The following is a 22,680-nucleotide window of genomic DNA, read 5'->3' as shown; positions in this document are numbered from 1 at the left end:
CCGTACGAAAATCCCACCGGCCGCCCGGCCTGGCCGGGGTACAGTCCCCGCCCGGGCAATCGCCCGCGCCGCCCGTCACCCCATCGGGAGTTCATGTGACATCCCTCATCCGGCACATCACCGTCGACTGCGCCGAGCCGCACGACCCGTACGAACTGGCGGAGTTCTGGAGCCAGGTACTCGGCTTCCCGGTCGACCCACGGGACGAACGGGGTGATGACGAAGTGGCACTGGAGGTGCCCGCCGGGCATCCGGCGCTGCTGTTCCTGCGGGTGACGGGCGAGAAGACGGTGAAGAACCGGGTGCATCTCGATCTCCAGCCGGAGCTTCCGCGCGACAAGGAGGTGGCGCGGGTGGTGGCGCTCGGCGCGACCGTCGTCGACGACCGGCGCACACCGAACGGCCGGGGCTGGGTGGTCATGGCGGACCCGGCCGGCAACGAGTTCTGCATCGAGGTCAGCGCGGCCGAACGCGCGGCGCTCAGCGGGACCAACGGCTGACGGAGCGCCGGAACGTCCGGTTAACGGACATGACTTTTCGGGCAACGGACGAATTCTGGCCAATCTGTTGACGCGGTCCTGACAGTAAGCCGTCGCGACTGCCACTCTTCCCCCATTCTCCGCACCACTTGTTCGGCACACGTTCGGGTGTTCGTCCCGCAGGTGTTCCGCGCGTGTTCAGACTCGCTCCGCCCCGGTCGGTTCACCCAGCCGCCCGGTACCCCCCTCGCAAAAGGAGTCTGCGTGAGATCCACGCCAAGCCGTCGCGCCACCGCGACCGGTGCTCTGATAGCCGCCGCCGCCATGCTCGCCGTCGGCGTGCAGACCGGCCCCGCCACCGCTGCCGCCGCCCCGAAGGCACCGGTCGCCGACACGGCCGACCCCGGCGCCCTGCCCGCCGACCTCTCCCCCGCCCAGCGCACCGCGCTGATACGCGCGGCCGACGCGGCCAAGGCCACCACCGCGAAGGAACTGCGCCTCGGCGCTCAGGAGAAGCTCGTCGTCCGCGACGTCGTCCAGGACCGCGACGGCACCACCCACACCCGCTACGAGCGCACCTACGCCGGGCTCCCCGTCCTCGGCGGCGACCTCGTCGTCACCGAGACCAAGGCGGGGCGGACCGAGGCCGTCAGCAAGGCCTCCCGGGCCGAGCTGAAGGGCGTCGACACCAGCGCGGACATCGCCCCGGCCGCCGCCGAGAAGCAGGCCCTGAGCGCCGCCCGGGCCGAGGGCTCCAAGGCGACCGACACCGAACGCGCGCCGCGCAAGGTGGTGTGGCTCGCGCAGGGCACGCCGGTCCTCGCGTACGAGACCGTCGTCGGCGGCCTCCAGCACGACGGCACCCCGAACGAGCTGCACGTCGTCACCGACGCGACCACCGGCGAGAAGCTCTTCGAGTGGCAGGCCGTCCACAACGGCACCGGCAACACCCAGTACAGCGGTCAGGTCACGCTCGGCACCGCACCCTCGTACACGCTGACCGACACCGGGCGCGGCAACCACAAGACGTACAACCTCAACCGCGGCACTTCCGGCACCGGGACGCTGTTCTCCGGACCCGACGACATCTGGGGCGACGGCACCCCGCAGAACCTGGAGACGGCCGGCGCCGACGCCCACTTCGGCGCCGGGGTCACCTGGGACTACTACAAGAACGTCCACGGCCGCTCGGGCATCAGGGGCGACGGCGTCGGCGCGTACTCCCGCGTGCACTACGGCAACGCGTACGTCAACGCCTTCTGGACCGACAGCTGCTTCTGCATGACGTACGGCGACGGCGCGAACAACGCCAAGCCGCTCACCTCCATCGACGTCGCCGCCCACGAGATGACCCACGGCGTCACGTCCCACACCGCCAAGCTGGTCTACAGCGGCGAGTCCGGCGGCCTGAACGAGGCGACCTCGGACATCTTCGCCGCCGCCGTCGAGTTCTACGCCAACAACGCCCAGGACAAGGGCGACTACTTCGTCGGCGAGAAGATCGACATCCGGGGCAACGGCACCCCGCTGCGCTACATGGACAAGCCGAGCAGGGACGGCTCGTCGAAGGACTCCTGGTACTCCGGTATCGGCGGCATCGACGTGCACTACTCCTCCGGCCCGGCCAACCACTGGTTCTACCTGCTCTCCGAGGGCAGCGGCACCAAGACCATCAACGGCGTGACCTACGACTCGCCGACCTCCGACGGCCTGCCCGTCACCGGGATCGGCCGCGACAAGGCCGCGCTCATCTGGTACAAGGCGCTCACCACCAAGTTCACCTCGACCACCAACTACGCCGGCGCCCGCACCGGCACCGTCGCGGTCGCCACGGAGCTGTACGGCGTCGGCAGCGCCGAGGTGAAGGCCGTCGAGAGCGCCTGGGCCGGCGTCAACGTCGGCTCCCGCCCCGGCGGCGGCGACCCCGGCACGGGCAAGGTCTTCGAGAACACGACCGACGTCGCCATCCCGGACAACGGCGCCGCGGTCACCTCGGCCGTCAGCGTCACCGGCGTCGCGGGCAACGCCCCCTCCACCCTCAAGGCGGACGTGGACATCGTCCACACCTGGCGCGGGGACCTGGTCGTCGACCTGGTCGCCCCGGACGGCACCGCCTACCGGCTGAAGAACTCCAGCAGCAGCGACTCGGCCGACGACGTCAAGGCCACCTACACGGTCAACGCCTCCAGCGAGGTCGCGAACGGCTCCTGGAAGCTGAAGGTCCAGGACGTCGCCGCGCGGGACACCGGCTACATCAACGGCTTCAAGCTGACCTTCCCGTAAGCCGGGAGGGATATGACAGACCGCCCGGTGGCACTCCCTGTGCCGCCGGGCGGTCGTGCGCCCGCCGGTGGTAGAGCAGGGGCGTACGGTCCGGGTGGTGGACGCTGTGCACCACCCGCCCCACCAGCAGCGTGTGGTCCCACACGTCATAGCAGCTGTCGACGGCGCAGACGACGCTGGCCGCCACCCCCGCCAGCACCGGCTGGCCGTCCTGGATCGCCCACGGCACGCCCGTGAACCGGCGGCACGGCGGTTCCTCGGCGAACCGCCGCGTCAGGTCCCGCTGTTCCCAGCTGAGCAGGTTGACCGCGAAGGCGCCGACCCGCCGGATCTCGCGGGCGGTGCGGCCGGCGGCGGCCAGGGAGACCAGCAGACCCGGCGGGTGCAAGGAGAGCGACAGGACGGCACTGGCCGTGCAGCCGACGGGGCCGTGCCGTGCGGAGGCGGTGACGACGGTGACGCAGGTGGGCATGTGCGCCATCGTGGCCCGGAAGGCGTCGGCCTCGGCCGTGCCGGTGGTGTCGGTCATGTCCCGCTCCGGTACGGCGCGAGCGCGGCGCGCAGCTCGTCGGGCACCGGAACCGGCCGCATTCCCTGCTCGGTGCGGCGCATGCACGCCACTGTCTGGCCGCCCCGCGCGACGAGCTCGGGCACGGCGGAGTTGGTGCGGTAGTAGGCGAAGCCCATGCCGACCTGGTGCTCGCCCGACGCGGTCAGCGACATCCGGATGGCGACCCGGTCCATGGCGTACAGCTCGCTGAAGAACGCGCAGTGGCAGTCCACGGTCACCAGCGCGAGCTCGCCGCGCAGCGCCCGCAGCACCCCCGGCGCCCGCTCGCCGAGAAAACGTTCCCGGCAGTGCCCCTGCCAGCGCAGGTAGTTGGTGAAGTACACGTTCCCGACGAGGTTGGTCTCCTCCAGGGTGACCAGATGGTCGTACGTGTACGTGGGTGTCGTCACCGTCGTCATCGGCTCTCCTCCGGTCCGCTCAGCACCGCCACCGCCACCGGCCGCTCCACCCGGGCCACCCGTACGACGCCCGAGGCGATCAGGGCGTCACCGGAGCGCAGCCGGACCCAGCCGCCGTCGAAGACACCGTCGACCGAGAGCGGGGCGCGGGGCGGCCGGCCCGCCTTGGCCAGGCACTCGACCGCCGTCCACACGCGGGTGGCGGCCACCGCGAACGGTTCGCCGCTCCGGCGCCGCAGCAGCTCGGTCAGGGCGAGGTGGTCCGTACCGAGCGTCCGCCGCCAGTCGTCCTCGCCGCGCGCCGTCACCGCCTCCCAGTCGCAGGCCACCCGCCGGTGAGCGGCGCCTTCGATCTGGAGGACCAGTCCGTCGAGGTGGCTGCGGGAAAGCCCCGGCCGGGGCCGGTGTGCGTGCGCGGAGCGCTCGCCCGCCCCGATGGTGATCGTGAGGCCGTCGCCGAGGCCCAGCGCCGTGGCCGCCCGCTCCAGGAGGACGGCCAGCAGCGGCGCCGGCCAGGGGCGCTCCCCGCGCGGGAGCGGCCCGACGTCCTTGAGCCGCAGGCCGCGCCACCGCACGACCACACCACCCGTGGCGTCCAGCCCCTCCGCGTCCCAGGTGTACTCGCCGTCCGCCGCGCCGAGCTCCTCGCCCCGTACCCGGGTGACGGGCCCTCCTTCCGGGCGGATCGTCAGCGACTCGGCGGCCACCGGCAGCAGCCGGCGGTGCGGCACGCACGCCTGGAGCGCGTGCAGCGTGGTGTCGTTGGCGGACGGGTCGCCGAGCAGCGGGGCGGCGAGCGGTGCCGGGAACCACGGGGCGGGCTGCCCGGCCGACAGGGTGGCCAGGCAGGCGCGCGCGGACGGCGCGGTCAGGCTCCGCACCCGCCGGAAGCGGCCGGTGTGGAAGTACAGCGGCCCGTACAGCTCGTCGGCGCCCAGCGCCTCACCGCTCCCGGCGGGCCACGGGCGTTCCCCGTCCGGGGAGGGCGCCGCGAGCGGGAAGACGGCCCGGAAGTGGTCTACGCAGAAGTCGTCCTCGTCGCTGCGCAGCACGGCCTCGACGCGCTCCCCCCGGTGCAGGGCGCACACCCGGACGGTACGAGGTCCCTCCTCCGGTACGGTCACCGGGCGCGCCCAGGCGATGTCGCGGGCCTCGTACAGCGGCCGGCCGGCCACGGCGGACGCCGCCTGGGCCATGGCCTCCAGACCGAGGACGCCGGGGAGCCAGACGACCCCGTCCAGCCGGTGGCCGTCCAGGTAGGCGTCGGTGCCCAGGTCGAGCCGCGCTTCGGCGACCAACTCGACGGCCGGGTAGTGGACACGGAGGTCCGCCAGGAACCGCTGCGGGGGGCCGGGCGGAGGCGGCACCGGCATGTCGTGCCCCAGCCTGCCGTGCACGGCGACCGTCGGCGGCGTGGAGCCCCCGGCCGCCAGGAGGCGCAGGAACAGGTCGACGCCGGTCTCCGGCGCGATGGGCGTGACGTCCTCGCGCACGAGTGCGTCGAGCACGCCGAGGCGCACGCCCATGCCGGCGCCGCTCCACACCGACCAGTCGACGTTCAGCACCCGGCAGTGCGCCGGCGCTCCGGCCGCCAGCCGTTCCAGCTCGGTGCGCAACAGGCCGTTGGCCAGGGCGTAGTGGCTCTCGCCGGGCAGGCCGTACCGGCCGATCACCGAGCCGAAGGCGACGAGCAGCCGCAGCCGGTCGGTCGGCAACGCCGCGAGGAGGTGGCGCAACCCGGCCACCTTCGGGGCGACATGGGCCTCCACGCGCGCCTCGTCCAGGTCGGTGAAGCGCACCGGTTCGTTGACCCCGGCGGCGTGCAGGACGCCGGTGACCGGGCGGCCGAGCCGGCCGGTGAGGCGGCGCACCGCGTCGGCCACCGCCGTGGCGTCGGTGAGGTCGGCCGCCTCGTACGCGGCGCTCACCCCCGCCGCGTCCAGCGCCGCCAGGTTCGTACGCAGCGTGTCGTCGCTCTCCGGCCGGGCCCGGCCGATCAGGGCCAGCCGCACCCCGGTGCTCCGCGCGAGCGCCAGGGCGCAGGCGTGGCCGATGCCCTTGCCGCCGCCGCTGACGAGCAGGACGTCGTCGGGGCCGAGCGGCAGCGGGCCCCCGGGGCCGGGGAGGCGCAGGGCCTGTGCCGTCGGGACGTGCGGCGTGCCGTGGTCGTCGAGGACCAGTTCCCGGTACCGGCCCGGTTCGGCGCCCGCCCAGCGGGTGGCGTGGCGCAGGCCGGACGCGGTCGGCGGGACGCGCAGCAGGGTGACGCCCAGGGCGGGGTGCTCCTTGCGGAGGCTGCCGAGGAACCCCGCGAGGGCGGTGTCGTGCGCCACGACGACCAGGCGGCCGGTGCGCAGGGCGGCGCGGGCCGTGGCCAGGAGCCGGGCGATCGGCGGCGGGCCCGAGGCCGGCGGTACGTAGAGGAGCTCGGTGTCCTCGCCGGCGGCGGAGCCGTACAACTCCTTGGCCTGTACGGACAGTTCGCCGTCCCCGAGCACGGTGGTGCGCCACCCGGCGCTCGGCGCCGGCAGGCCGCGCCGGGCCGGGCGCAGCCGTTCGGTGAAGCAGTGGACCCAGGTGTCGACGCCGGTGGCGGCGGTGTCGGGTCCGGGTTCGCCCGCGGACGGCAGCGCGTCGAGGGCGTCGACGAGGTCGCGGACCCGGGCGTCGGCCAGGGAGAGCGGGGCGGCCGGTGGGCGGCGGCCCGTGCGGTGGGCGGCGGTGGCGGCGAGCTGGGTCACCGTCAGGGACGTGAGGTGCAGGTCGGTCAGGAGCCGGGTGTCCATGCCGATCAGCCCGGGGTCCAGTTCGGTGGCCCGCGCGAGGAGGTCCCGGACGGCGGTGGCGGTGTCCGGGGCGGCGGCGGTGTCTGCCGCAGGTGTGGCCGACGGTGCCTGCGAGGCCGGTGCTTCCGACGGCGCTTCCCGGCGCGGCTCGCCGAACGGCGGCGGCGCCGAGCAGGGGCTGCTGAGGAAGGTCCTCTCCCGCCAGATGTCGATCGGCCTGGCCGCCCGGCCCGCCGTCAGCGCGTCCAGCCGCGCGCACGCCCCGGCGGCGAACAGGGCGGCCGCCGCCTGGGCGGTCGCCGCGGCGCCGGGGTCGTCCGGGCCCACGGTGACCACGGGGACGCCGCAGCCCTGGTCGGCGAGGAGGGAGGCCAGGCCCTGCCCCGGCCCGCAGGCGCACAGCAGGTCGGTGTCCGGCAGGGCGCCGCTGACCGCGTCCCAGAACCGCACGGGCGCGGTGACCTGGTCGGCGAGGAGGGCGGCCAGGTCGTCGTCCGGGGTGAGCGCCCTGCCGTGGACGGTGGACAGCAGCCGGCGCGAGGGCGGGCCGAAGTCCATGGTGTCCAGCACCTGGCGCAGCGGCGCCACGCAGGGCCGGACCGCCGGGGAGTGGAAACCGTGCGACACGGGAAGCAGCGTGCGGGCGATCCCCGCCCGGTCGGCGCGCCCCGCCACCTCCCGCAGGTCCGCCACCGGTCCGGCCACCACCACCGAGCGCGGGCCGTTGTACGCGGCGACGACCAGGTCGGTGCCCGCGCACAGCGCGAGGGCGGCGGCCGGCTCCGTACGCAGGCTGAGCATGCCGGTTCCGGAGGTGCCGAGGGCGGCCATGAGCCGGCCGCGCGCGCGTACCAGCCGGAAACTGTCCCGTACGGACAGGGCGCCGGACCACACCAGGGCGGTGATCTCGCCCAGGCTGTGCCCGACCGCCGCCGACGCCGTCACGCCCAGGGCGTCCAGCGTGCGCAGACCGCGCAGGGCGGCGCGGTGGATGGCGGGCTGGGCCGTCTCGGTGCTCGCGGAGCCGGCCAGGCCGGGCGCGCCCTGGCCGGGGAACAGCAGCGTGACGCGCCCGCGTACGCCGTACCCCACCCACACGCCCGGCAGGCGGGTCAGCCCACCGGGAGCGCCGCCCGCCGTCAGGCAGGCGGCCACGGAGGCGGCGCGGGCGGCCAGTTCGTCGGGGGTGGCGGCGACGATCGCGGCCCGCACGGGCCCGGCGGCCCGCTCGCGGGCCAGTTGGGCGGCCAGGTCGTGGATCTCGGCGAAGGACAGCCGGGGTGCGGTCTCGGCGACCCGCGCGAAGAACTCCCGCAGCTGGCCGGGGTCGTCCCCCGCGACCGCGATGACGGCATGCTCGGGCGCGGGACGCCGCACGGCCAGCCCAGCGCGGGGTACGGGAGGGACAACCCCGGTCAGGGGCACGCCGGTGCGGGCCTCGGGCGCGGGCAGGCCGCCGCGAGGGTCGAGCACGGCGGCTCCGGCCACGGGCACGGCGGCTTCGGCCAGGGGCAGGCCGGCACGGGGCTCGGGCCCGACGGTTCCGGTCAGGGGCACGCCCGTGCGGGCCTCGGGCGCGGCGGCTCCGGCCACGGGCCCGGCGGTTCGGGTCAGGGGCACGCCGGTGCGGGCCTCGGGCGCGGGCAAGCCGCCGCGAGGGTCGGGCCCGGCGGCTTCGGCCACGGGCAGGCCGGCACCGGGCTCGGGCCCGAGCCCCGCACCGGCCACCGGCGCGGCGGCGTCACGCGCCTTCTGCCGGGCGGTGCCCCGTACCGGCCGGGAGGGTGCGGACAGCACCAGGTGGGCGTTGATGCCGCCGAAGCCCATGGAGCTGATCCCGGCCAGCCGGGGCCCTTCCGGCCAGTGTTCGGCCTTGCGCAGGACGCGCAGCGGCGCGCCCGGCGACCGCAGCAGGGCGTGCGGGGTCTCGCAGCCGGTCGTCGGCGGCAGGACCCCGGTGTGCAGGCTCATCGCCGCCTTGATGACGCCCGCCGCGCCGGCCGCCGCCTTGGTGTGCCCGATGTTGGCCTTCACCGTGCCGAGCGCCGCACGCGCGCGTGCGGTCTCCCGCAGCGCGGTCAGCGCGCTCAGCTCCACCTCGTCGCCGACCTGCGTCCCGGTGCCGTGCCCCTCGTGGAACAGCACCTCGGCCGGGTCGGCGCCGGCCAGCTCGTACGCGCGGCGCAGCGCGAGCAGTTGCCCGTCCCGGGCGGGCCGGGTGATGCCGCCGCTGCCGTCGGAGGAGACGCCCCAGCCACGGATCTCGGCGTACACGCGCAGTCCGGCGGCCCGCGCGTCGGCCGCCCGCATCAGCGCGAGCATGCCGCAGCCCTCCCCCGGCCAGAACCCGGCCGAGCGCTCGTCGTACACCCGCATCCGGTCGGTGGCGAGCGCGCCGGTCTTGGCGAACCCGACCAGTTCGAAGGGGTCCAGGCTCAGGTCGACGCCGCCCGCGAGGCCGAAGTCCACGCTGTGGTCCCGCAGCGCCCGGCACAGCTCGACGACCGCGAGGAGGGAGGAGGCGCAGGCGCCGTCCACCGTGTAGCCGCCGCCGTGGAAGTCGAAGTGGTTGCAGACGCGGCCGGCGATCGTGTTGGACAGGGCCCCGGCGAGCGACTCCTCGGTCGTCGGCGGGAAGGGCGCGAGGTACCCGGCCGCGGCCCGGCGCACCACGTCGTCGCGTACGTCCCCGGTGATGTCGGCGGCCTCCAGGGCGGCGGCGAGGACCCGGCGCACATACGGCCAGCGCAGCCGCAGCGTCCCGGCGCGGGTGGTGTCTCCGGTGAGGCTGTTGCCGAGGATCACGGCGACGCGGTCGCGGGCCAGGCCGGTCCCGCCGGGGAAGCCGGCGTCCTGAAGCGCGCGGGCGGCGGTCTCCAGGGCGAGCCAGTGGGCGGGGTCGCCGGCCCGGAACACCGGCCCGGGGATGCGGAACGCCGACCGGTCGAACGTCCAGCCCTCCAGGACGGCCGCGTAGAGGCTGTACGTCCGGTCGGGGGCCGTGGGGTCGCGGTCGTAGTAGTCGTCGGCGTCCAGCCGTTCCTTGGGGAGGCGGCGGAAGACCCGGCGCTGGTCCAGGACCATCTCCCACAGCCGGTCCGGCCGGTCGGCGTCCGGGTAGCGGCAGGCCATGCCGACGATGGCGAGCGCGGGAGCGTGGTACGTGTCGCTCATCGTGACTCCGGGAGGAGCGAGGTACGCCCCTGGGCCGGCACCGCGGCCGAGGCGTCACGGGAGGCGGCGGGCGCCCGGGCCGGCACCCGCGCGAGCCGCTCGGCGGCCACCAGGACGACCGCGCGCAGCACGCACACGATCACCAGCGCGAAGAAGAGGCCGAAGACGATGTGGAGGTGGACGAGCACGCCGTAGACGGCGGCGGTCGCCGCCCCGAAGAGGGCCTGGTGACGCGGGCGCGACGGGGTGGTGCCCGGGTCGGTGATCATGTAGTTGGTGAACAGCACGAACGCGACCCCCGTCATCGGCAGCAGCGCGCTCGCGACCGAGATGTCCGTCAGCGCCCAGCGGATGACGCCCTGGGCCACGAATCCGGCGGCCCAGCCGGCGATCAGCGGCACCTTGCCCGTCAGTTTGGCGTTCAGCATGGTCCCGGCCGCGAGCACCGCCAGCGGGATCAGCCAGTCCACCGCGCCGGAGGTCCACTCGGTGAACTGGTAGGGCGGCGCGATGCCCACCCACGGGAACAGCAGCAGGACCAGGACGATGCCCGTGTTGCTGGGGTTGAGGACGTGCCGCGGGCGCCCGGCCACGCGTACCCGCACGACGTACTTGCTCGCCACGCCCGCGACGGTGGCCAGGACGGTCGGCATCAGCCGGTCGTTGGCGTACAGCAGCATGGCGCACGCCAGGGCGGTGATGTACGCGGGCAGCAGCAGGTCCACCATCTCGCCGGGGGGACGCCCGGCGTACCAGGGGCGTACGCGCCGGGCGTGGGCGTCGATGGCGCCGAGGACGCCCTCGGCGGCCAGGCCGGACACCACCGCGACGACCGGTGTGAGGTAGGCCTGTTCGAAGCCGAGCAGAGTGTGGCCGATCACGGTCAGTACGGTGATGGACAGTCCGAACCGGCGCAGTGCGGCGCTGCGCGGGTCGTCCGGGCCGCCGAGCACGTGGCCCATCGTGCGGCCGAGTCGGTTCATCGTGTCTCCTCGGTAAGGGCCTTGTGGGTGACGGCCTCGGGGGTGACGGCCTCGGGGGTGGCGGCCTTAGGGGTGGCGGCCTTGCGCATCACGGCCTTGGGCGGGACGGGCTTCGGCGTGACGAGCTTCGGCGTGACGGCCTTCGCCGTGAGGACCAGCTCGTGCCATCCCGGGCGGAGCGTCGCGGTGCCGGTGTGGACGCGGCCGTGGCCGTCGCGCCAGGTGAGGCGCACCGGCAGCGCGCGCGGCGGGGCGTTCTTGCCGAGCCCGAAGGTGATGTCGGGGGCGTTGACCCCGTTGTGGCCGTTGGCCGGGTACACCTGCTCGGTACGGACGGAGCCGTCCGGCAGCGTGAGGGTCGCGGTGGCGCCGATGGCGAGCCGGGTGGCGCCCCCGGCACCCGGCAGCCGCAGCCGGAGGCCCAGGACGGCGCCCGCCGGGCCGGTGTTGCGGAACATCACCGAAGGCGCCCACTGGTTGGCGACGACGAAGTCGAGCCGGCCGTCCGCGTCGACGTCGCCGACCGCGAAGGCGCGGCTGACGGCGTCCGTGCCGACGCCGGTCTCACCCGCCACGTCGGTGAAGCGGCCGCCGGAGCCGGTGCGGACGAAGAAGGTGTTGCGGTTGTGGCCGGACAGTTCGGTGCCCGCCGGGAAGTGCGGCCACAGCCGGGGGTGGTCCAGGATCAGGTCGTTGGACATGGCGGTTTCCTGCAACTGCGCCCAGCTGTTGGTCCGTCCGGCGACGAAACCGGTGGCGTGCATGATTTCCGGGCCGCCGTCGTTGTCGAAGTCGGCGGCCTTCACGTCCCAGGTCCAGCCGGTACGGGACAGGCCCAGCGGCTCGCTCTCGTCGTCGTACGGGGCCGTGCCCCGGTGGAGGGCCCGCCCGGCGGCGCCGGGGCTGCCGGTGGCGGTGAACGCGAAGTTGCTCTCGTGCAGGGCGAAGTTCTCGCCGATGTTGCTGACCAGGATGTCGGGAACGCGGTCGGGGCCCAGGTGGGTGAAGGCCACGCCCATGCCCTTGAAGGAGTCCCGGCCCAGCACCTTGGACTTGGGGGTGGCCGCGTGCCGCGTCCCGGTCGCCTCGCGGAACCGGATGTGGCCCGGGGCCGACTGGTTGACCAGCAGTTGGTCGGGGCCGAAGTCGTTGGCCACGTACAGCTCGGGGCGGTGGTCGCCGTCGAGGTCGTACGTCCCGAGGGCGAGCGTCCAGCCGCGTGCCGCCGCGGTGTCGAAGGCGCCCGGCACCTCCGTGAAGCGGGCGTCGGGGGCGGGACCGCGGGTGGCGCCGGTGAAGCGCAGCAGCCGGTTGGTGCCGCCGTTGCGGGCGTTGGACAGGGAGGCGTTCATCACGAGCCGGTCCGGCTGGTGGGCGGTCGGGTCCAGGACGCGGGCGCCGTCCGGGAAGTAGTTGCCGAAGACCAGGTCGACGTGCCCGTCACCGTCGTAGTCGCCGATGGTCGCGGCGTTGGTGTTCCACACGGCGCGGGGGCGGACGAGTTCGCGGGCGACGAAGGCTCCGGCGCCCGGCGGCCGGCCCGCGTGGCGGATGAACAGGACGGGCGAGCGGCCCCAGTAGTAGACGATCACGTCCTGCCACCCGTCCTCGTTGAGGTCGGCGGGCAGGCACCCCATGGGCGCGGCGTACGACGGCAGGGCGGGCGCGGGCGGGCGCAGGACGAAGGGCGCGTAGCGGTGGCCGGTGCCGGGGGCCGGGCGGACGGTCACCGTGTCGGTGCGCGGGTCGACCAGGCAGATGTCGTGCGACACGCTGCCCCCGTCGGTGGCGAGGAGCGCCACCCCGGCGCCGACGGAGGAGATCCAGGACGGGATGTCCTTGTACGCGGGGGCGACCGGCCGCAGGGTCCGGTCGGTGGGCCGGTGGGCGGGGGACACGAGGTGGGGGGTGAAGGCGAACCGCTGGGCCAGGCGGTCGCGCTGGGCCTCGGACGCGGCGGGCGGCTGGGTGAGGTGCCACAGCAGCAGGCAGGTGAGCAGCGCGGTGACCCGCGCGAGGTTCCGGCGCACCAGTGTCGTCATCGTCGTCATGGTCAGCGGTCCCCTCTGTGGCCGAGCGCGGCGTACTGGGCCCGGATGCCGGCGCGCCACCGCTGGTAGTGGCCGGTGCCGGTGGCGGCGGGGCCGAGCGCGGCGAGGGAGCGGTCGGTCCAGTCGGCCGCCTGCTCGACGCCGGTTCCGGTCAGCACGGGCGCGGCCTCGGCGGTGTGCGCGGGGACGGCGCCGGCGATGTGGTGTGCCTTGCAGGCGAACGCGGCGCCCTGGGCGAGGTCCGGGCGGTGTTCACCCGCCAGTGCGGCGAGGTGCCGTAGTTCGTGCGGGGTGGCGCCGCCCGCGTACGTGGCGGCGAGGCCGGCGCCGCTCCACAGGTCGGCGCGCCGCCCGGCCGGGAACTCGGCGATCCGCAGCGCGATGCCGTCCGGGTCGGCGCACTCGTGGAACCACAGCGCCCGGCCCAGGCCCTGGTCGCGGATGGCCCGCTCGTCGGGGTTGAGCCCGCGCTCGACGTACTGCCGTCCGATGACCCGGTCGGGGTGGAAGAACCCCTGGTGGAATCCGTATCCGTCCCAGGCGAGCCAGCACTCGGGCGGGCTCGCGCCCGGGATGCCGTCCCGTGGCCGCAGCCCGAGCCGTGCGTACGCCCACCCCGCGCCGACCTGCGCGAGGTGGGGGTACCGGGCGGCGGGCCCGGCCAGCAGGGCGGCGAACCGGCGGCCGCGCGAGGCGGTGAGCAGGTCGAGCAGGCCGCAGGCCATGCCGGCGCCCTCGTAGGCGAATCCGCGCCGCTCGGCCGGGAGCCGCTCCACCTCCGCGGCCAGTTCGGGCAGGGCGCGGGCGCGCAGGGCGGCGTGGAAACCGCACAGGAAGGCCTGTGCGGCCGCTTGCAGGATGCCGCGCGCGGGGCCGGGGCGGAGCCGGAAGCGCCGTACGCCGAAGTCGACTTGCGCCGTGTCCTGGCGCAGCAGGGGAATCACGACGCGGCGCAAGGGACGCGGCACCACGGAAGGGGAGGAGGAAAAAGAGGAAAGCATGTCAGCCGGACTCCTGTTTTCTCTGAGCGGCGGCAATCGCGCGTTCCATGAGGGCGATCATCAGATACGGCTTCGCCACGGCCTGGAAGTCCAGACCGGGGCCGAGCGCGCGGACCGTGCCCTCCAGAACCAGCAGCGACAGAATGGGGAAAACGAATTGGGGGTCGGCGTAGAGACCGTGGCGGCGCTGGAGGGCGAAGAGCTGTACGGCGAAGTCCATCAGGTCGAAGGTGGCGGCGGTCGCTCCCCCGCAGGACTCGATGAGTGCGGCGAGGTCGCGCCGGAACGCGGCGGTGTCGGTGTCCCGGCCGGGGCGTGCGGTGGAGAGCACGATGTCGGCGCAGGCCTGTCCGTCGCCGAGGCTCATCGCGTGGAAGAAGTCGGTGAATTTGTGCCGGGCATGCTCGGTCAGGCGCACGGTGAATCCGGCGTCGACGATGGTCACGGCGCGGCCGGGGCCGCAGCTGAGGTTGCCGGGGTGGAGGTCGCAGTGCACGAAGCCGTCGAGGAAGAGCATGTGGTACGCGGCGCGCAGCGCGGTGACGGCGGCCTGTTCGCCGTCCGTCCCGGCGGGCGGTCGTTGGTGCAGGTCGTCGAGGTACTCCATGACGAGGACCTCGGGGCCGCACAGCTCGTCGTACACCTGCGGCACCCGCACATCAGGCACCTCGGCCAGGTTCTCCTTCAGGAAGCGGAGGCTGCGCCGTTCCCGGTGGAAGTCGAGCTGTCCGCGCAGGGATTCGGCGAGCTGCCGCATGATGTCGGCCACCGGCACGCCGCGCAGGGGCGGCAGCGGGGCGACAAGCCGCGCGAGGGCCAGCATGATGGCCAGGTCGGTGGACAACTGGCGTACCACACCGGGCCGCCGGACCTTCAGGGCGACGGTCCGGCCGTCGGCCAGGTCGGCCCGGTAGACGCAGGCGATGGTGCCGGCCGCGACCGGATGGCGCGCGGCGAGGCCGGCGCCGTCGTCCCGCAGCGCGCGTCTCAGCTCGGGGCCGAAGTGCCGTGACGCGTCGCCGAGCGGCAGCGGGCGCACCTGGTCGTGCAGGGTGCTCAGCACCCGTGCGACATGACGGGGGACCACGTCGGCACGGGTGCTGAGGATCTGGGCGACCTTGACGAAGGCGGGCCCGAGGGCGGTCACCGTGGCCAGGAGCCAGGCGTCCCGCCGTGGCGTGAAACCGCTCCTGCCCGGCGCCAGTGAGCAGCGGAGGGCGAGGCCGCCGAGGACGGCCAGCCGGGCCATGAGCACGAGGCAGATGCGCACGCCCCGTACGACACCGGCGACCACCGTCACCTTCGGAGTGTCGGCATGGCTCATCAGGCACCCCCGCCCCCCGCGGTCACCGGCTCGGTTCAGCCGCCGACGCGGACCGGGAACTTGTCGATCGTGGCGATGACCTGGTCGCTGTCGGGGTCGACCAGCTTGATCGGGTTCTCCAGCCGGTAGAAGTCCCCGTCCGGCGGGAACTTGCTGAGCTCCGGGCTCAGGAGCTTCGCGGGCTCCTTGGTCCGCAGGACCAACGGCTCCGGCCTCGCGCCCTCGTTGCCGCCGTCACCGGGCGGCCGCTCGATGGTCAGCGTGAACGACAGGAACATCACCGCGCTGAGCTTGGGCGGGAAGTGCTGGACGATGTTGAGGAGGCTGTCCGGCGTCGCCTCCATGTCGTCCTGGTTGATGGTGATGCGGCCCAGCTCCGGGTGGTCGGCCTCCACCTTGTGGCCGATGACCTTGAGGACGACGGCCTTGTGGGGCGGCTGGCTGGGGTGGGCCTCGACCCGGACCTTGATGCCGCCCTTGAACTCGACGTTCACGAGGGCGGTGCGGATCTTGAGCGGCACGTTCGCCGCGTAGCAACTACAGGGGATTTCGGCGCCGATGGACGGCAGCACGGTGGCCGTGGTCACGAGTGGAACCTCCGAACGTTACTCGGGGAGTGTGTGGGGTGCACTTCTGACATGCCCGAGTACCGCCATTCGGACCACTCCCCGGGCGGCATTCACCCGTCCGAGTGGTGAATTCCCCTGCTGTTGGCGAGAACTAGACAGAAAGGGGTCGACCAATAAAACGGCGGCCAGGAAAAGGCCGGCCACAATGGCGCGGCACCGGAAATTCAGACACGCTGGTCAGTTCTGCCCCCTCCGTACGGAACGTGCCGGAAATGACTCGTCGCCCCCTCCTGCGAGGAGGGGGCGACGAGCAGGGAAACGGACCGCGTCAGCGCATCAGCACTCCCGCGCCCTCGCCGGTCGTCTGCGTCGGCATCGCGACCAGGCCCAGGTCCGCGCCGGCCGCGAGCAGGCGGTGCGTGGGCAGTATCCGGACCGTGTAGCCGAAGGGGCCCGTCCGGTCGAGGGTGAGCGGGCCCTCGTAGACCCACCGCCCCTGCTGGTCCGGGCCGCCGGCCGGCTTGAGCGGCACCGTCTGGGCGTCCCGCAGCCGGTCGTCGGTGTCCACCCGGCCCGCGACCGCCTGGACCTCCACGTCCTCCGGCTGGAGGTCCCCCAGGGCGACCCGGACCCGCAGGGCGAGCGTGGAGCCGAGCTCCGCGGTGCCGTTGGACTCGTCCACCTCGACGTGGTCGACCGCCACGCGGGGCCACGCGGCGCGCACCCGCGCCTTCCAGGTGGCCAGCTCGCGTGCGGCGCCCGCGTCCATGGAGCGGTGGGCGAGCGCGGCCGGGGTGTAGAGCCGTTCCACGTACTCGCGCACCATGCGGCCCGCCAGCACCTTGGGGCCCAGGTTGGCGAGGGTGCGGCGGACCATCTCGATCCACCGCTCGGGCAGGCCGCCCGCGCCCCGGTCGTAGAAGCGGGGTGCGACGCGCTGCTCGATCAGCTCGTAGAGCGCGGCCGCCTCCAGGTCGTCACGCCGATCCTCGTCCGTGGTGGGACCGTCGGCGGTGGGGATGGCCCAGCCGAAGTCCGGTTCGTACCACTCGTCCCACCAGCCGTCCAGGACGGAGAGGTTGAGGCAGCCGTTCAGCGCGGCCTTCATGCCGGACGTCCCGCACGCCTCCAGCGGGCGCAGCGGGTTGTTCAGCCACACGTCGCAGCCGGGGTACAGCTTCTGAGCCATGCCCATGCCGTAATCCGGCAGGAAGACGATGCGGTGGCGTACGCGCGGGTCGTCGGCGAACCGCACCAGCTCCCGCACCAGCCGCTTGCCGCCGTCGTCCGCCGGGTGGGCCTTGCCCGCCACCACGATCTGCACCGGCCGCGTCGGGTGCAGCAGCAGCTCCATCAGCCGGTCGCGGTCCCGCAGCATCAGCGTCAGGCGCTTGTACGAGGGGACCCGGCGGGCGAACCCGATGGTCAGGATGTCGGGGTCCAGGACCCCGTCGATCCAGCCCAGCTCCGCCGCACCGGCGCCGCGCTGCCGCCACGAGGCGCGCAGCCGGGTGCGTACCTCCGTCACGAGCTGTTCGCGCAGCTCGCGGCGGAGCTCCCAGATCTCGCCGTCGGCGATGTCGGTGACAGAGTCCCACCGCTGCGAACCGCCGACGCTCAGCGCGTCCTCCGCGCGCTGGGAGCCGATCTTCCGGGCGCCGAGCCGGAACACCTCGGGCGCGACCCAGGTCGGGGCGTGGACGCCGTTGGTGATGGAGGTGATGGGCACCTCCTCCGGGTCGAAGCCGGGCCACAGGCCGGCGAACATCTCCCGGCTGACGGCGCCGTGGAGGGTGGACACGCCGTTGGCGCGCTGGGCCAGGCGCAGGCCCATGACGGCCATGTTGAAGAGGTTGGGTTCGCCGCCGGGGTAGGTCTCCATGCCGAGCTGGAGGATGCGTTCGACGTCGACGCCGGGCAGTTCGGCGCCGTCACCGAAGTGGCGGGCGACCAGCTCGCGGTCGAAGCGGTCGATGCCGGCGGGGACCGGGGTGTGGGTGGTGAACACCGTCCCGGCCCGGACCGCCTCCAGCGCGGCGTCGAATTCGATGCCGTCCTCGCTGAGTTCGCGGATGCGTTCCAGGCCGAGGAAGCCGGCGTGGCCCTCGTTGGTGTGGAACACCTCGGGGGCCGGGTGCCCGGTGAGCTCGCAGTACGCCCGTACCGCCCGGACACCTCCTATTCCCAGCAGCATTTCCTGGAGCAGCCGGTGCTCGCTGCCGCCGCCGTACAGCCGGTCGGTGACGTCGCGCTCGGACGGGCCGTTCTCCTCCACGTCCGAGTCGAGCATCAGCAGCGGTACGCGGCCGACCTGCGCCACCCAGATGTGGGCGTGCAGGCAGCGGCCGCCGGGCAGGGCGAGGGAGACCCGCACGGGGGCGCCGCCCGGCTGCCGCAGCAGGCTGACGGGCAGCTCGTTGGGGTCGAGGAGCGGGTAGTGCTCCTGCTGCCAGCCGTCGCGGGAGAGGGACTGGCGGAAGTAGCCGTGCCGGTAGAGCAGGCCGACCCCGATCAGCGGGACGCCGAGGTCGGAGGCGGCTTTGAGGTGGTCGCCGGCGAGGATGCCGAGGCCGCCCGAGTACTGCGGCAGGGCGGCGGTGACGCCGAACTCGGGCGAGAAGTAGGCGACGGCGGTGGGCAGGTCGGCGTACTGGGCGGACTGGTTCTGGTACCAGCGGCGGCCGCGCAGGTAGTCGTCGAGGTCGTCGGCGGCGGCGGACAGGCGGCGCAGGAAGCGCCGGTCCCTGGCGAGTTCGGCGAGTCGGGCGGCGGACACGGAGCCCAGCAGCCGTACGGGATCGCCGCCGGCCGCCCGCCATCCCTCGGGGTCGACGGCCTGGAACAGTTCACGGGTCTCGGCGTGCCAGGACCAGCGCAGATTGCGGGAGAGGTCGCTGAGCGGCCGGAGCGGGTCGGGCAGGACGGGGCGCACGGTGAATCGACGGATTGCCTTCACGTGTTCCACCTTCGCAGGGGAGATACGTATCGGGGCGGACGCACAACGGTGTGCGCCCGCCTTCACTCTCCGACGTTAGTGCCACCCCGCCCTTCTCAACCACGGCGCACTCAGGGGAGCGCGCTCGCCGGGACCTGATAGGGGGAGCCCGCGTTGACGGTTTCCGGGTCGAACGCGCCGGTGGCGGCGTACCGAGCCGCGATCTCGCGCAGTTCGTGCGGCGGGATCACCTCGTCGATACGTTCGAAGCCGTCCGGGGCGCGCTCGTGGGCCAGATTGATGACGACTTCGGGGCCAAGACGCCGGTTGGCGCGCTGAAGCTCCGTCATGGCGGGGCGCCGCTCCGCCTCGTAGGCGGCGAGCGCGTCGGCCGGCTCGGGGTGCAGGGCCATCGCGTGCGCGAGGGCGCGGGCGTCGACGATGGACTGGGTGGCGCCGTTGGAGCCGATGGGGTACATGGCGTGGGCGGCGTCCCCGATGAGGGTGGTGCGACCGTGGCTCCAGCGAGGCAGCGGTTCGCGGTCGACCATCGGGTACTCGAAGGCGCCGTCCGCGGCGCGCAGTACGTCGGGGACGCTGACGCCGTCGAACTCCCAGCCCTCGTAGTGGTGGAGGAACCGGGTGACGGGCACGGGACGGTTCCAGTCCCCGCGTACGCAGGCGGCGGTGCGGTCGGCGGGCATCGCCAGCGCCCAGTTCACGAGGACCTCACGGCGGGAGAGCGTCGGTGTCGTCATCGGGTAGACGACGGCCTTCTGCCGGTCGTCGCCCGCGATGAACATGAACGGCGCGGCGCGGCGCGCGTCCATCCGGGAGATCCCCCGCCACACCAGCATGCCGTTCCACGAGGGCTCGCCCTCGCGGGGGTTGAGGGCCGCGCGGACCGCCGAGCGGATGCCGTCGGCGCCGATCAGGACGTCCGGTTCGAGCGAGGCGCGGCCGCGGGTGGAGCCGTCGCGGTGTTCGAGGCGGACCCGCGGGCGCCCGTCGGGGAGCTGCTCCAGGCCGGTCACCCGGACCCCGCCGACGATGGCGGACGGGCCGAGCCGGCGGCGTACCGCGTCGGCCAGGACCAGCTGGAGGTGGCCGCGGTGGACGGAGAGCTGGGGCCAGCGGTAGCCGGCGCGCAGCCCGCGTTCCTCCCGGGAGATGAGCCCGCCGGATCGGTGGTAGTAGCGCAGTTCCCGGGTGCGTACGGCGTCGGCCTCCAGCTCGTCGAGGAGTCCGAGCGCGTCCAGTTCGCGTACGGCGTTGGGCATGATGTTCAGCCCGGCGCCGATGGGCCGGATCTCGCGGGCCGCCTCCACGACGGTGACGCGGGAGAACCCGGCGGCGTGCAGGGAGAGCGCGGCGGTGAGGCCGGCGACTCCGCCGCCGGCGATGAGTATGTGCGGGGTCATGTCGGTGTCCCGTCAGGCGGCAGGGGTGCGGGGCCGCTCCAAGGACCGGCGCACCAGCGTTTCGTTGTCCCTGGTCAGGTCCAGTACGGAGCGCAGCAGCGCGACCGGCGCGCCGCCGCTGCCCTGGTCGTACAGCCGTATGTCGTCGCTGTAGGCCTTGCGGGCGATGCCGAGGTGGCGGGCGCGGAAGGTCTTGAGGATGCGCAGCACCCGCGCCAGCGACACGGCGGCCGCGGCGAGCTCCGGCGGCATCCGGTGGACGGTCTCCCAGCTGAGGGCGGCGGACAGTTTGCTGACGGCCGACGTGCCGCCCTTGTGCACGGCGTGGAAGGCGCGCCACGCGGGGAGGCTGTAGGCGACGGACTCGGCGAGGAAGGCGTCGTACGCGGGGTGGGGGCGGTCGCACTGCCAGACCGTCAGGTCGACCAGCCACAGGGGGACCTGGGCGGCGGCCGGGCCGAGGTAGTCGCGGCCGGCGACGTCGATCTCCTCGAAGTAGGGGCGCAGCACGCGCGCGAAGAAGCCGGGTGAGACGTTGTCGACGGTGAAGTCGATGGCGTCGACCATCGACTGGACGTGCTGGGCGGTGCGGTCGAGGGCGAGGGCGAAGCCCGGGTCGTAGGGTTCCAGCCCGGCCAGGTCGGTGCAGGTGCGCAGGGCGGCGACGAGGCTGGGGAAGACCATCCGGACGGCGTCCTGGAGGTGGGCCTCCATCTCCTCGCCCGTGTACATCCGCTGACGGCTGCCGAGCGGGTTCCACGTGGTGTAGTGGTGCACGGTGTCGCGGGGCACCATGTCGGTGCGGCGGGCCAGTTCCTCCAGTACGGGCAGGACTTCGGGGACGGCGGCGACCGGCTGGACGCCGTGCCGCTTGAGGGAGCCGAGCAGCATGCCGAGGTCGCGCATCGCGGCGAGTGCCTCGATGACGCACCACTCGGAGACCCGGTCGAGATCGGGTACGAGGGCGCGCAGGGCGACGGTGAGCGCGGGGATGTCGGCGTCCCGGTTCATCGCGGGGAGCGCGGCGAGCAGCGCGTCGGCGCCGAGCGGGTCGGCCTCGCGTATCTCGGCGATGCGGTAGCGCGGTTCGGCACAGGTATCGAGACCGGGCGCGACAAGGTCGTACAGGGTCAACGGAAAGCCCCCCTAGGGCTGGTGTGGATGCGGGAGTGGCGCGGTGGCCGCTGGTCAGGCGGTCACCGCGGGTCGCCCACCCGGTCCTGGCGTGACGGCGCCGGGCTGGGCGCGGGCCTTTTCAGCCGTACGGAGAGAAGTGCGGCCGCCGCGGCGAAGGCGGCGCCGACGAGCAGCGCCGCCCGGAAGCCGGCGGTCTCGGCCTGGGGTGTGGCCGAGCCGGTACGGGTGGTGGCGACGGCCACGAGGACGGCCAGGCCGAGAACGGAGCCGAACTGCTGGCTGGTGTTGATGAGCCCGGAGGCCAGGCCGGTCTCCTCGGGCGTGGCCTCGGCCGTGGCGGCCACATTGGTGGTGACCATGACCAGCGGCAGCGCGACGCCCAGCACGAGGCTGGGTGCGAGGACCGTGGTGGCGAAGGTGCCGTGCGCGCTGAGTGCGAGGGCCAGCCAGACCATGCCCGCCAGCAGGAGGGTGAAGCCGAGCGTCATGGTGCGGCCGAGGCCGAGGTGGTCGATGAGGCGGCCGGTCAGCGGGGCGGTGGCGACGACGGCCAGGGACAGCGGCAGCAGGCCGAGCCCGCCGGCCAGCGGCGACTGCCCCAGCACGGTCTGGAGGTAGAGGCTGACCAGGAAGAACATCGGGAACAGCGCCATCTGGGCGAGGGCGCTGAGGCAGTTGGCGAGCCGGAGCGTGGGCCGCGCCAGCACGGCGGGCGGCACCAGAGGGCTGGTGGTGCGGCTCTCCACCAGCGCGAACAGCGCGAGCAGGGCCAGGCCCGCCGCGCCCGCGAGGAGGCTGCGGCCGACCAGGGCGTAGGCCAGCAGGCCGAGGCCGCCGGTGGCGGTGAGCGCCCCGAGCAGGTCGAAGCCGGGTTCGGCGCTGCGGGTCGAGCCGTCGAGGAGCCGGAGCGCGAGCAGGCCGAGCAGCAGGGCGACGGCGACGTTCAGCCAGAAGGTGGAGCGCCAGCCCAGCAGGTCGGTGAGGACCCCGCCGAGCACGGTGCCGAGCACCCCGCCGAGGCCGCCCATCGCGGCGAACGCGCCGAGCGCCCGGTGCCGGGCGGGCCCGTCCGGGAACAGGATCAGCAGCAGCGCGAACGCGGCGGCAGCGGCGAGCGCCGCGCCGACGCCCTGCACGGCGCGGGCGGCGATGAGCGCGCCGGTGCTCTGCGCGAGCCCGCCGGCCGCGGAGGCGGCCGCGAGCAGCGCGAGCCCGCCGGTGAACAGCCGCCGGTGCCCGAGCAGGTCGGCGGTGCGGCCGCCGAGGAGGAGCAGCCCGCCGAAGGTGATGAGGTAGGCGTTGGCGACCCAGGACAGCCCGGCGGACCCGGCCCCCAGGTCGTCGCCGACCGACGGCAGCGCGACGTTGACGATCGCGGTGTCCATGATGAGCAGCAGCTGCGTCGCCGCGAGCAGCCCGAGCGCCCCCCGCGTCCCCCCGTGGCGTACATGCGGCTGACGCAGGGCGCCGTGGACTACCGCTCGACCGACGACCAGCGGGCCGGGCTGATGCAGCAGCCGCCCATGGGGTACGCGCCGCCGCCGGTGGTCATCCCGGAGGTGCCGCAG

General features: G+C 74.1%; 14 protein-coding genes. 2 read left to right on the top strand and 12 right to left on the bottom strand.

Going from position 1 to position 22,680, the window contains the following annotated elements; all coding sequences use genetic code 11:
• The first annotated feature begins 95 nt into the window (after positions 1 to 95).
• On the top strand, positions 96 to 500 hold the full coding sequence (locus QWM81_RS18330; protein WP_290113138.1) for a VOC family protein: 405 nt from the start codon (positions 96 to 98) through the stop codon (positions 498 to 500).
• 243 nt (positions 501 to 743) lie between these two features.
• Positions 744 to 2,762 (top strand): M4 family metallopeptidase, encoded by a 2,019-nt coding sequence (locus QWM81_RS18325; RefSeq protein WP_290113137.1) that lies wholly within the window; start codon positions 744 to 746, stop codon positions 2,760 to 2,762.
• Here the strand turns inward: QWM81_RS18325 and QWM81_RS18320 are convergent.
• The 12 genes from QWM81_RS18320 to QWM81_RS18265 form a co-directional block, all read right to left on the bottom strand.
• A complete protein-coding gene (locus QWM81_RS18320) occupies positions 2,743 to 3,291 on the bottom strand; it encodes a flavin reductase family protein (RefSeq protein ID WP_290113136.1) in 549 nt (182 codons plus the stop codon). The genes QWM81_RS18325 and QWM81_RS18320 overlap by 20 nt on opposite strands.
• Complete coding sequence (locus tag QWM81_RS18315) at positions 3,288 to 3,731, bottom strand: acyl-CoA thioesterase (protein ID WP_290113135.1); 444 nt, start codon at positions 3,729 to 3,731, stop codon at positions 3,288 to 3,290. The genes QWM81_RS18320 and QWM81_RS18315 overlap by 4 nt, the downstream gene beginning before the upstream one ends.
• Positions 3,728 to 9,691, bottom strand: coding sequence for a type I polyketide synthase (locus tag QWM81_RS18310; protein WP_290113134.1), 5,964 nt, complete (start codon positions 9,689 to 9,691; stop codon positions 3,728 to 3,730). The genes QWM81_RS18315 and QWM81_RS18310 overlap by 4 nt, the downstream gene beginning before the upstream one ends.
• Positions 9,688 to 10,674 (bottom strand): enediyne biosynthesis protein, encoded by a 987-nt coding sequence (locus QWM81_RS18305; protein WP_290113133.1) that lies wholly within the window; start codon positions 10,672 to 10,674, stop codon positions 9,688 to 9,690. The genes QWM81_RS18310 and QWM81_RS18305 overlap by 4 nt, the downstream gene beginning before the upstream one ends.
• Positions 10,671 to 12,716 carry a CRTAC1 family protein gene (locus QWM81_RS18300; protein WP_290113132.1) on the bottom strand — a complete coding sequence of 682 codons (2,046 nt, stop codon included), beginning with the start codon at positions 12,714 to 12,716 and terminating at the stop codon, positions 10,671 to 10,673. The genes QWM81_RS18305 and QWM81_RS18300 overlap by 4 nt, the downstream gene beginning before the upstream one ends.
• Before the next feature lie 11 nt (positions 12,717 to 12,727).
• Positions 12,728 to 13,681: a DUF1702 family protein gene (locus QWM81_RS18295; protein WP_290113131.1), complete on the bottom strand. Its 954-nt coding sequence runs from the start codon at positions 13,679 to 13,681 to the stop codon at positions 12,728 to 12,730.
• Positions 13,682 to 13,727: 46 nt separating this feature from the next.
• Positions 13,728 to 15,050: an ABC1 kinase family protein gene (locus tag QWM81_RS18290; protein WP_290113130.1), complete on the bottom strand. Its 1,323-nt coding sequence runs from the start codon at positions 15,048 to 15,050 to the stop codon at positions 13,728 to 13,730.
• A gap of 35 nt (positions 15,051 to 15,085) precedes the next feature.
• Positions 15,086 to 15,637 carry a hypothetical protein gene (locus tag QWM81_RS18285; RefSeq protein ID WP_290113129.1) on the bottom strand — a complete coding sequence of 184 codons (552 nt, stop codon included), beginning with the start codon at positions 15,635 to 15,637 and terminating at the stop codon, positions 15,086 to 15,088.
• Positions 15,638 to 15,947: 310 nt separating this feature from the next.
• A complete protein-coding gene (locus QWM81_RS18280) occupies positions 15,948 to 18,575 on the bottom strand; it encodes a glycosyltransferase family 1 protein (RefSeq protein WP_290113128.1) in 2,628 nt (875 codons plus the stop codon).
• 110 nt (positions 18,576 to 18,685) lie between these two features.
• The gene (locus QWM81_RS18275; protein ID WP_290113127.1) at positions 18,686 to 19,975 is read right to left on the bottom strand and encodes a flavin-dependent oxidoreductase; all 1,290 of its coding nucleotides are present in this window, start codon (positions 19,973 to 19,975) and stop codon (positions 18,686 to 18,688) included.
• A gap of 12 nt (positions 19,976 to 19,987) precedes the next feature.
• Entirely contained in the window at positions 19,988 to 21,109 is a 1,122-nt protein-coding gene (locus tag QWM81_RS18270) for a monodechloroaminopyrrolnitrin synthase PrnB family protein (RefSeq protein WP_290113126.1), read from the bottom strand.
• Between the two features lie 62 nt (positions 21,110 to 21,171).
• Entirely contained in the window at positions 21,172 to 22,509 is a 1,338-nt protein-coding gene (locus QWM81_RS18265) for an MFS transporter (RefSeq protein ID WP_353938315.1), read from the bottom strand.
• Between the last annotated feature and the right edge of the window lie 171 nt (positions 22,510 to 22,680).

The organism is Streptomyces ficellus, from assembly GCF_030406405.1.
Lineage (GTDB): Bacteria > Actinomycetota > Actinomycetes > Streptomycetales > Streptomycetaceae > Streptomyces > Streptomyces ficellus_B.
The sequence above is the reverse complement of the archived record's forward strand: the minus strand, read 5'-3'. Positions and strand labels throughout refer to the sequence as shown.